General features: G+C 43.9%; 14 protein-coding genes. 9 read left to right on the top strand and 5 right to left on the bottom strand.

Going from position 1 to position 9,100, the window contains the following annotated elements; translation table 11 throughout:
* Positions 1 to 104 precede the first annotated feature (104 nt).
* The 4 genes from HWQ39_RS34345 to HWQ39_RS00550 form a co-directional block, all read right to left on the bottom strand.
* The gene (locus HWQ39_RS34345) at positions 105 to 716 is read right to left on the bottom strand and encodes a hypothetical protein (protein WP_366932208.1); all 612 of its coding nucleotides are present in this window, start codon (positions 714 to 716) and stop codon (positions 105 to 107) included.
* On the bottom strand, positions 697 to 1,698 hold the full coding sequence (locus tag HWQ39_RS34340; RefSeq protein ID WP_366932207.1) for a hypothetical protein: 1,002 nt from the start codon (positions 1,696 to 1,698) through the stop codon (positions 697 to 699). Before HWQ39_RS34340 ends, HWQ39_RS34345 begins: the two co-directional genes overlap by 20 nt.
* Positions 1,699 to 1,779: 81 nt before the next feature.
* Entirely contained in the window at positions 1,780 to 2,607 is an 828-nt protein-coding gene (locus HWQ39_RS00555) for a hypothetical protein (RefSeq protein ID WP_292840091.1), read from the bottom strand.
* Positions 2,608 to 2,901: 294 nt separating this feature from the next.
* Positions 2,902 to 3,132, bottom strand: coding sequence for a hypothetical protein (locus HWQ39_RS00550; RefSeq protein WP_292840088.1), 231 nt, complete (start codon positions 3,130 to 3,132; stop codon positions 2,902 to 2,904).
* A 531-nt stretch (positions 3,133 to 3,663) separates the two neighbouring features.
* Between HWQ39_RS00550 and HWQ39_RS00545 the strand changes: the two genes are divergently transcribed.
* Positions 3,664 to 4,230, top strand: a complete 567-nt coding sequence (locus HWQ39_RS00545) for a hypothetical protein (protein ID WP_292840085.1) — start codon at positions 3,664 to 3,666, stop codon at positions 4,228 to 4,230.
* Between the two features lie 99 nt (positions 4,231 to 4,329).
* Here HWQ39_RS00545 and HWQ39_RS00540 read toward each other — a convergent pair whose 3' ends face one another.
* Positions 4,330 to 4,482, bottom strand: coding sequence for a hypothetical protein (locus HWQ39_RS00540; RefSeq protein WP_292840082.1), 153 nt, complete (start codon positions 4,480 to 4,482; stop codon positions 4,330 to 4,332).
* A gap of 25 nt (positions 4,483 to 4,507) precedes the next feature.
* On the opposite strand from HWQ39_RS00540, the gene HWQ39_RS00535 reads away from it, so the two are divergent.
* The 8 genes from HWQ39_RS00535 (at position 4,508) to iscB (ending at position 9,047) form a co-directional block, all read left to right on the top strand.
* The gene (locus HWQ39_RS00535; RefSeq protein WP_292840079.1) at positions 4,508 to 4,927 is read left to right on the top strand and encodes a hypothetical protein; all 420 of its coding nucleotides are present in this window, start codon (positions 4,508 to 4,510) and stop codon (positions 4,925 to 4,927) included.
* A 96-nt stretch (positions 4,928 to 5,023) separates the two neighbouring features.
* The gene (locus HWQ39_RS00530) at positions 5,024 to 5,236 is read left to right on the top strand and encodes a hypothetical protein (RefSeq protein ID WP_292840076.1); all 213 of its coding nucleotides are present in this window, start codon (positions 5,024 to 5,026) and stop codon (positions 5,234 to 5,236) included.
* Between the two features lie 215 nt (positions 5,237 to 5,451).
* Positions 5,452 to 6,210 carry a hypothetical protein gene (locus HWQ39_RS00525; RefSeq protein ID WP_292840073.1) on the top strand — a complete coding sequence of 253 codons (759 nt, stop codon included), beginning with the start codon at positions 5,452 to 5,454 and terminating at the stop codon, positions 6,208 to 6,210.
* Positions 6,211 to 6,276: 66 nt separating this feature from the next.
* Positions 6,277 to 6,540, top strand: a complete 264-nt coding sequence (locus HWQ39_RS00520) for a hypothetical protein (RefSeq protein WP_292840070.1) — start codon at positions 6,277 to 6,279, stop codon at positions 6,538 to 6,540.
* Positions 6,537 to 6,854, top strand: a complete 318-nt coding sequence (locus tag HWQ39_RS00515; RefSeq protein WP_292840067.1) for a hypothetical protein — start codon at positions 6,537 to 6,539, stop codon at positions 6,852 to 6,854. Before HWQ39_RS00520 ends, HWQ39_RS00515 begins: the two co-directional genes overlap by 4 nt.
* A 75-nt stretch (positions 6,855 to 6,929) precedes the next feature.
* Positions 6,930 to 7,079 (top strand): hypothetical protein, encoded by a 150-nt coding sequence (locus HWQ39_RS00510; RefSeq protein WP_292840064.1) that lies wholly within the window; start codon positions 6,930 to 6,932, stop codon positions 7,077 to 7,079.
* Between the two features lie 200 nt (positions 7,080 to 7,279).
* Positions 7,280 to 7,474, top strand: a complete 195-nt coding sequence (locus HWQ39_RS00505; protein ID WP_292840061.1) for a hypothetical protein — start codon at positions 7,280 to 7,282, stop codon at positions 7,472 to 7,474.
* 310 nt (positions 7,475 to 7,784) lie between these two features.
* A complete protein-coding gene (gene iscB / locus HWQ39_RS00500; protein ID WP_292840058.1) occupies positions 7,785 to 9,047 on the top strand; it encodes an RNA-guided endonuclease IscB in 1,263 nt (420 codons plus the stop codon).
* Positions 9,048 to 9,100: the final 53 nt, after the last annotated feature.

Raw genomic sequence — 9,100 nt, 5'->3', positions numbered from 1 at the left:
TATGTTAGCGTAGATCATCCGCTAACTCCTCTGCCACACCTTTTTTCGTTCACCCGTTTAGTTCGATATTTGTTTGTCTAAAAAGTTACGGATATACTGAAACCCTATTCAGGCTGCCAGAATCGCAACTCATCTCGAAAGTATCTGTCAGTCTTTTTCGATTGCTCTTTCCAAGAATCCCAGGCAACGATTACCTCATCTCCCAAATCCTGAATCACCTCGCCTCTGGCAACATACAAAGTACGGTAAGGATCAGCATGGGCAACAATAGAACCAAGCCCGATTGTGTCTGGTTGAGAGGATGCTTTCTGGAGTGCGGTAATTAAATCAGTCTCTTGCGTAGTTAATTCCGCCCAATAGTCTGCTTTTATCACCTCATATTCTTGGGCAACTATTGAATAGTCCTGCCAAGTACGCTCAGGTTTAGCCAGTACTGACCTAATGTCACTCACCGCCTGGGGAAGCATTTCTAATTGCTCGGCTCGATATGCGATCGCAGTTGGTGTAGGTTCACTCCCCAGAATTATCGCCGCAGCTTCGAGGGCTTGGGTGTTATTCATAGCGTTGGCGAGATTCTTCAACGCCATACCCATCAACCGTAAACATTCCTGAGCATTTTCCTTGGGGGGTTCTTGTGCCAGCGATCGCAAATCAATAGTTTTCTCTAACGCCTGTTTTACTTGCTTGTTCAGCGCTTTAGTCGCTTGCTGGGTCATGTCCCCATTGTTGAACCGGATGCTGTTGTACGGCGCGTTCTAGCTCCTGAATGCGTTGCTGGAGTTGTTGGTTATCAACTTCTAACTGCCGTAGCGATTCCATCTCATCTAGGCGTTGCTGCAACTGGATATTCTGGTCTTTCTGTTGCTTGTACAGATTTTGCAAGGATTGGATTTGCTCTTGTACCTGTTCTTCAGCTTTGGCTGCGGCCTCTGTTTGCAAGCCAATCCTCAGTTCTTCCTCTAGGCGCTCTAACTCTTGTTTATGGCGTTCTTCGATAGCAGCGATCGCTTCGGTATATTCTGGTGAATATTTACGCTCTCTGGTAAAGGGAACGCTGGGGGAATCTAAATCAGCATTGTTGATCAACAAACTCTCGCCATCAGCAAAGGTAACAATCTGTTGCCAGCGATTCGGTGCGTCTGCCTCAATCACTCCCGAATCCCCATAACGAGGGTGTGACTGTTGTGAAACTGTGACAATAGCTTTTTGAGGAACCACTGGTTCTTGAATTTTGGGAACCATTGGTTCCTGAACAATATGTTTTTTCCGTGGAAGTTGAGGAACCACTTTTTGGGCGGCAGCAGCAAAATCTGATTCACCAGGAGAAGGGTTATCTTTGAGAGCGATCGCTACAGCTTGTTTTAGTTTTTCTGGTTCCCTAACCAAGCGTAGTAGTGGACGGGCTTGACGCTCGTTTTTGATGTGTCCGCCCAATTCACCAACTGCATCTATGACTTTCTTTGCCCCTAGCAGTTGGTTGATTCGTCGGTATCCGCCCCAGGTGCATAACTCACGCTGGCAGTATTCTTCAAAGCTTTTATATCCAGCTTGCAGGTAAAGCTGCTGTTCCCGCATCTGGAGAATTTCATTTACCGCCTGCCACTCGAACCTGTCAATGGCAGTGAAGGTTTCCTTGATACTAGTGTTGACAACATTGTAATCAAGTGATGTTGTTTGTTCTCTGTCTAGTGTCAGCATATCTCTTGCCCACTATGTATGGTAAATACTAGGAATGTTGCAGTTAGTAAGGGACTTGCAGAAGCCGTTAGGCTTATCGCATTAGGCGACTTCAGCAAACCTTGTGAATCGGCTCAAGTCCGGGTAAACCGCTTTAAAGTAAATAATTTCGTTCTCTTTGTGATCAAGATGAAGGTATAAATGAACTTCGTCTGGGTCTTTCCTGAAAGTACTTTTTCCTCGCCAGCAGTTCTGTTCTGATTTCTCCCAGTTACAAGATTCAGCATAAATGTCTGCAATGACTGCCTTTGGTGCATAACTTTCAACTGTGGTGACTGAAGCGTGGATATTTCTCTTGTCCTTATTCACCAAAAACAAGTTATATGCAGGTGCGATCTGAACAAGGCTGACAAAAAACTGGATGATTTCTGGAACTGCTTTTTGAAGAATGATGCGATCGCTCTCCAGCGTGAGCAGTTGATCCTCTACTTTCGGGTAGGAGAACAAGCGATCGCGGATTGAAATGTTTCGTTGGCTAACTCCAGAGATGGCCAAGTTTTTCTGAATATCCTGAATATTGTCTCTAATTCTGTGGTAGAGGAAAAGTTCAGTGCCAAAGTTAGGGCCAAACATTTTACCCATGCTGTCGTAGAATCGCGCTCCTTCATGTACGGATGATGGAGCATCCAAACACCAGCCTTTAGGGTCTGTCATGATCCGATGAATAATTTCATCATGTTTGGCATCACCGTTCCCAAGCCCAGCAAGCTCTAAGTAAACTTGTCTGTCTAACAATGAAGGGTAAATGAACTTATGCCATTTGGGGTATTTCACTCTAAGGCAGTCTTGCAGCAGTGAGGATAAGCCTTCTGTGCTGAATAAATTGGGATTGTTTTGGAGGAGTAACTGGAAAACTGGTAAATTAGACATACTATTTCTTTGTTAAAGGATTAGTCTGGGCGATTGTTCTTCTTGGCGGGAGGCGATCGCTTTTAACTTAGTCCAAGAGAAAATATGTCAATAAAGTTTTCTAGTGACTCAAATAAAGATGGCGTGGGATTCATAACTGTATAACCTCGTACATAACTAAGAAAATATGTTAGCACGAGTTAGTACGTTGTGATCAATAAAAAACAAAACCCACCTAATGCTCGGCGGGTTTGTCTTTAATAACAGTGTTAATAATGTGATCACGCCATTGCCTGAGAGTGGTATTCTCCTCTCTCAGGCGACTAATTCCCCCAGGCATTCCTCTACAAGAGATTCAAGTCTTTGAACTCTTTGCTCAATTTGGGCTACATCATGGCCACTTTCCGAATTTTCTGTCTCTACATATTCTTTAATAAATTTTAAAAGTACATCTGTAACAGTTTTGCCCTGCGCTTCGACTTTAGAGCGAAAAGCTGACCGTATATCCTCTTCAATGCGAATCGTTAGACGAGATTCAATAGCCATAGACAATCTCCTTTTGTTTTAGGTTATCACAAGCCGTTAGTACGATTTATTCTATCAGGAAATATATTGGACTGGGGTTTTGTACTAACTATATTGATAAACGTACTAACTCATACTAACATAGTAAATATGAAGGAGGAAATAAGCGCAACGCCTCCTAGTAAATAAAGATGCGCTTACTACAGAACCTTGACAGCACAATCCAGAGTGACGGCTTGATGAGTAACTGAGGCACTGGCACAACCAGAGAAGGCGAGGGGTACACAGCCGGGAAATGGATTTGCACTGAATAAATAATTACCAAAAGACATTAGACGATTAGCTTTTGACGTTGTTAAAGCTGCACACGTCCTCTGATGCTATCCGTCTGCTGTCTTGAGAATGCTCTTAGCAACTAGCTTTGATGGCTACGCCAAATCTTTTTGAGAGCGTTGTGCTGAACCACAACGTTCTTTGCACACATAACAAAGGCAATCGCCCACCGTCCAAAGTTTGCGATCGCCTTTTACCCTTTTATCAAGGAACTCTATTATGCCTTATACAACACATACCCAGCAAGCAATTCCTAGTTCTTCTGTTAATGAGCAAGCCCTAGCCCAAGCAGAACTATGCACCCACCTCGAATCCCAAGCCGAAGCTGTAGCCCCAACCCAAGATCCTCTCACCAACAGAGATCGCCGCATCATTGGTGAGATTATCGAAGTTGAACCCGAATCAGTTCGCACAATCTGGATCGAAGGCGGGATTACGGTATGGGTGCAGTTAATCGGTAGCGGACGACTACCTTTTGATAGAGACTGGTTCGCCGCGAGAGTTGCAGAAGTTAAAGCGACTCTGCCAGAAACACCCCTGGAACGTAACGAACGATTAAGCGATGAACTGGAGGAAGCCTGCACTGCTTTTGGTCTATATCACGGTGAGATAGATTGGCTCTCGTTCAGCACCAAACTCTACCGAGACGGGCATTTGGTCGGCTTCGTCGGGTGCAATCACCAAGGCTGGTACGCAAGACCGAGGCAGTACGGGGTGAATCGCGTGGCTCCTAGTGCAGAACAAGTGATTGGGCTTTTGGGAGTACGAATGGCAGTAGCGGCGTAAGTTGCTGGAAGTGAGAAAGGGCGATTGCACACCAAGCAACTGCAATCGCCACCAATATGCAATTACAAATAATCATTGCACATAGCACAGCAAGTAACATCACACTTTCAGATTCAGGTTTCTATGACTGTCAAGAGAATTTTGTGCTACCTCCAGCAGATGCAAATGCAAAGGTGTAAGAAATCCCTGAAGTGAAAAAGGCGATCGCAGTCCAAGGGAAAAGCGATCGCCGTTCAACCGAAATTTAGACAATCGAAATCATCATGGCACATGAAATATGATTACCACATTTTCTCTTCAAGAAGACCAGTTGGATAATCCTCTACAGAAAATTCTCCTCCCTCCAACCAACCCCAACGCAGAGGTAGAAAAAATTCCTCCCTACAAGCTTGTATACGTCAATGGAGCTTGCCCCAGAGTTTATCGCGTGTACAAAGGTTATTCCATGATTGGGGTGATATTTCAACACATCACCCACTGGTCAAATGCTGTAGATAAGATTCGATACGCCGAGTCGTTGGATGCAGCAGTGGGACTTGATGAATTTTTGAAGGTGGCAAGAGTATCAAGAACGGCTACAGAGCAACCGCTCACAGAAGAGGAGTTACTCGACAAAGAATTTGACGCACTGACTTTTGACGAATGGGAACGCTTAAAAAGGTATGTTCCACAAGCGAAATATTTGGTAGCAGCTTAAAAAATAGGTGGGCAGGAAAACCCACCTGTGTGGCAAGGAGCAAAACCAAATTATTAGTTTATCCCGATACAACACCACAACTCATCGGAAAAATCAATGAAAACAATAGAAATACTGAAAACTTTCAACTCGTGCTACGTGGAAATTCAGACAATTGCTCAAGATGAAAACTGGCTTTCGTTGATTGCAGATCAAAAGATTGATCCAGAAGCAGCAACTCATGTAGGTGATGTCTTGCATTATTTGACTGAGGCAATGAGTTGTGTTGAAGAAGTCGTTGAGGTCAAGTTGAATCAGGAAGCAAAATAATGCAAACAACAATATTAATTCCACACGGTTGGAATTACCCCCACTTCACTTGAGGTCAACCCACCATTCGCTTTGCTCAAATTCACGCATTATTAATTCAAAATTCAAAATTTATGAAAATGAAACTAATTTTGCATTTTGAATTGTTCTGTCATAAATAGCTAACTCGAACACTATCCAATATCAACGCAATTTTTAGCAACAACAACGCAATTATGGAAACAATCAAAATCAACAACAGCGTCTTTCTCATCCCACCCAGCCAACCGAAACTACAAGCGAATTGCGCTAAGGAATATGGTCAATTCCTTCTTGATTGTCCCCCAAAACTGACAATTCTAGAAGCACAAGCAGGAGGATATCTCAAAGGAAGTAAGGCAGACTTCGCTATTGCAATCTCACGCCCTGACCGTTTACTCACAATTAATGAGAACTTCACCAACGAACCATTTACCGAATTGTGGGTAATTCCGGTCACTGGTGGGTTAAAAGACCAGTTTAAAGGGCCAGCGTCCATGCTTTTGAGTTTCCTAATGCACCGCCGCAGTAAAGACAGTTTCGCCGGATTGTACAACCACTTCGCTCATCGCGCTTTTCAGCAGTGGTGTGAAGATGGAATGCCGGGAGATCCGAAAGAGTTTTGCTACGGCGCGATCGCATCTGTCCTCAAAAACTACATCTTCTGCGCCGAGTTTCAAAAAGTAGATGGAGCGTTGGGAACGTATTGGTTCATTCAGTGGAGCTATCGCAATCCGCAGTCTGATTTTGAGCATGATGCTCTCGTTGCAGCCGAGATGATTCGCTCTGGTGCGGAATCTGGGGCAACAATGCAATGGGTGACTAACGAGACTTACGAGCGATGGGCTAGTAATGCTTTCACGGCACCAGCATTACCACCGATTTCGGAAACTGAAGCGAGGGCATCTTTGCAAGCGCAGAATCAGACAGCAATGCCGCAAGGGAAACGGAAGTAATTAGACACGAAAAAGGCGATTCGCTCTTGAGTCGCCACTACATAAATTAGGGGGTCAAACAAGTAAATGAAAATCGGTACTGTTTCAATTAGTTATTCGAGAAAATTTAACTTGGGCAACTACGAATCAATCGAATTAGGTTGTTCTTTATGGGCGCAAGTTGAGGATGAAAAAGATGCAGATGGTGTAGTTCAATTTCTTTATTATCAGGCGAAAGCAGCAGTCAAAGAGGCTGCAATGCCCGTGATTAAAGCTAACGAATTCCAGATTAGTAAAGCCAAATCTCAAAAGAAAGTGACAAATGATGATGGGACTGTGGAGGATTTATGAAACAACTAACAGGTTTTATTCCCGTTGCTGCATTACCTGAATCTACTCCGGCTTCTGCTAAACAACGGCTAATAGAAACAATTGAATGGTTCTACAAAGAAGGTGCTGCTACTGAAACCAACCTCAAACTCTTGACTGCAATTGTCGAATCAATTCTTTGCTCGGAAGAATCATACACCAGATTTTTAAGGTGTGGTTTTGATGCAGCAATTGAGTTTTTCGATACTAATTCTCAAAACTGGGAATTTGAAGAGTCAATGTCATCACCTCATAATCCCAGGAATTGGGATGAGTACAAGCAGCTACAACACTAGTTTATCCAGGTTAAATCAACAAACTCCTATCATAAAACGGTACGCAGTGAATTAAAAAGTAGAGGAAATAAGTAGATGAATCTTTGGTCAAGAATGGATTTAATTGCATTAACAAATGAGCGCTTTTTAGGAGATTATTATGATTTTATTTTTGATTACGATGGCGGATGGGTGATTAAGTTGTTGTATCTGATTAAAGTGAATGTTGCTCTCTGGTTTGGATGAGAGTCACAGCCAGAATATGACGGTTGGCATTGGGGATTGGGGTATTTTGGAGAAGAATACCGCCAGGATTGGAATGCCCCAATAGGATCTTGTGATTGGCAAGAAATCTGTACTCACATCAGTTTTTTGAAATGGCAATATGGTATCGGTGAAAACTCGAATTACTAATCAATAATCGGCTATTCAGCCAAGCATTTAAAATGGCAAACCTTCCACCAATTAATTCATCTGTCAAAGTCATTAAAACACTAGTAGAAAAAGACCCCAGGTTAGAGCAAACAGGTAGAGTCATCCAATATTCAGCACACGGAATGGTTTGTGTTCATTTCCCAGATATGCCACGTGGTCAAGGAGTTTTTTTCAACGCACATCATTTACAAAATATAGAGTCATAGTCAAGATTATGCCTAAAAAATCCACTTATCCCGCCTTTACTGACCAATCACACCAATGTCTACAGTACCTCCGTCGTTGTCAGCACCCCGCACTGAAGTGACGGGGCTTCATGCCTCAACTTCAGTTAGCTGACCAGCCTTAGTTTCACTAACTACGTTTTTAAGGTTATGACACCGACGAATACTTTCCAGTTTGTCGCTCTGTCGTCAGTCGTTAAACAGTTTTACGAGGGGTAAGGCAGTGCGGCTGACCTAACAAGCCTTGAAAACATTGGCGAGGAACACGTTACCCGTTTTACGGAGATTTCCAATGTCCAACTTTGTCTTTGTTCTTGATACCGACAGACGACCACTAAACCTAACTCATCCGGCTGGGGCGCGTCATCTGCTCAATACTGGAAAAGCTGCGGTATTTCGTCGTTATCCGTTTACCATCATCCTGAAAGAAGCCTGTCCTGACGTGCCCGTACAAGATTTAGAACTCAAACTAGATCCAGGCTCAAAGGTTACGAGCATCGCAATTAAGCAAGGCAACAAAGTCATCTTTGGAGCCGAACTGCAACATCGGGGACAACAAATTAAGAATGCGCTGCTATCTCGTCGCCAATTGCGACAAACTAGACGGAATCGCAAAACTCGCTATCGGCAGGCGAGGTTTCTCAATCGCACCCGTCCTGATGGCTGGCTGGCTCCGAGTCTTCAGCATCGGGTTGATACCATTCTCACCTGGGTTAACCGACTCCGTAGGTTTGCACCAATTAGCAGTATTACTCAAGAGTTGGTGCGGTTTGACCCGCAACTGATGCAGAACCCTGAGATTTCAGGCGTTCAATATCAGCAGGGAGAGTTGCAAGGATACGAAGTGAGAGAGTACCTTCTGGAAAAATGGAATCGGAGATGTGCTTATTGCTCAATCGAGAACGTCCCTTTTGAGATTGAACACATTCAACCCAAATCAAGGGGCGGTTCTGATCGAGTTTCTAACCTTACGATTGCTTGCCATGCCTGCAATCAAAGCAAAGGGAATCAAGATATACGAGATTTTCTTTTCTGCAAACCTGATTTACTCAATCGTATTCTCAAGCAGGCAAAATCCCCACTCAAAGACGCTGCCGCCGTTAATTCAACCCGTTGGGCATTGTTTCACGCGTTGAAAGAAACAAACTTGCTAGTCACAACTGGGACAGGCGGACAAACCAAGTTCAATCGCACTCGATTAGATATGCCTAAATCTCATTGGCTAGATGCGGCTTGTGTCGGTCAAGTCGAATCGCTTGAAGTGTTGACCTCAAATCCGTTGCTGATTACGGCAAAAGGACACGGAACGCGGCAGATGTGCGGCACTGACAAGTTTGGATTTCCCAATAGACATCGCACTAACCAGAAAAGCTGGTTTGGCTTTCAGACGGGCGACTTAGTACGCGCTGTTGTTGCGTCAGGTAAATTTGCAAGGCGATGGGTAGGGCGAATCAGTGTTCGTTCTCGACCGAGTTTTAAACTAGCGTCCAGCAAGATTTTCGATGTCCATCCAAAATATCTACAGGTGATTCACCGTGCTGATGGTTATAGCTGAATGGCACTAAGAAAAGCTCTAAGGTATGCAGAATAAGGGTTACAGCTTTTGAT

It is taken from the genome of Nostoc sp. NMS8 (assembly GCF_017115045.1).
GTDB lineage: Bacteria > Cyanobacteriota > Cyanobacteriia > Cyanobacteriales > Nostocaceae > Nostoc.
This window is presented reverse-complemented; position numbering and strand designations above follow the sequence as displayed.

Bases quoted from the DNA above. Each gene is read 5' to 3' on its own strand.
- HWQ39_RS34345 (WP_366932208.1), bottom strand. From the start codon at position 716: ATGACCCAGCAAGCGACTAAAGCGCTGAACAAGCAAGTAAAACAGGCG.
- HWQ39_RS34340 (WP_366932207.1), bottom strand. From the start codon at position 1,698: ATGCTGACACTAGACAGAGAACAAACAACATCACTTGATTACAATGTT.
- HWQ39_RS00555 (WP_292840091.1), bottom strand. From the start codon at position 2,607: ATGTCTAATTTACCAGTTTTCCAGTTACTCCTCCAAAACAATCCCAAT.
- HWQ39_RS00550 (WP_292840088.1), bottom strand. From the start codon at position 3,132: ATGGCTATTGAATCTCGTCTAACGATTCGCATTGAAGAGGATATACGG.
- HWQ39_RS00545 (WP_292840085.1), top strand. From the start codon at position 3,664: ATGCCTTATACAACACATACCCAGCAAGCAATTCCTAGTTCTTCTGTT.
- HWQ39_RS00535 (WP_292840079.1), top strand. From the start codon at position 4,508: ATGATTACCACATTTTCTCTTCAAGAAGACCAGTTGGATAATCCTCTA.
- HWQ39_RS00530 (WP_292840076.1), top strand. From the start codon at position 5,024: ATGAAAACAATAGAAATACTGAAAACTTTCAACTCGTGCTACGTGGAA.
- HWQ39_RS00525 (WP_292840073.1), top strand. From the start codon at position 5,452: ATGGAAACAATCAAAATCAACAACAGCGTCTTTCTCATCCCACCCAGC.
- HWQ39_RS00520 (WP_292840070.1), top strand. From the start codon at position 6,277: ATGAAAATCGGTACTGTTTCAATTAGTTATTCGAGAAAATTTAACTTG.
- HWQ39_RS00515 (WP_292840067.1), top strand. From the start codon at position 6,537: ATGAAACAACTAACAGGTTTTATTCCCGTTGCTGCATTACCTGAATCT.
- HWQ39_RS00510 (WP_292840064.1), top strand. From the start codon at position 6,930: ATGAATCTTTGGTCAAGAATGGATTTAATTGCATTAACAAATGAGCGC.
- HWQ39_RS00505 (WP_292840061.1), top strand. From the start codon at position 7,280: ATGGCAAACCTTCCACCAATTAATTCATCTGTCAAAGTCATTAAAACA.
- iscB (WP_292840058.1), top strand. From the start codon at position 7,785: ATGTCCAACTTTGTCTTTGTTCTTGATACCGACAGACGACCACTAAAC.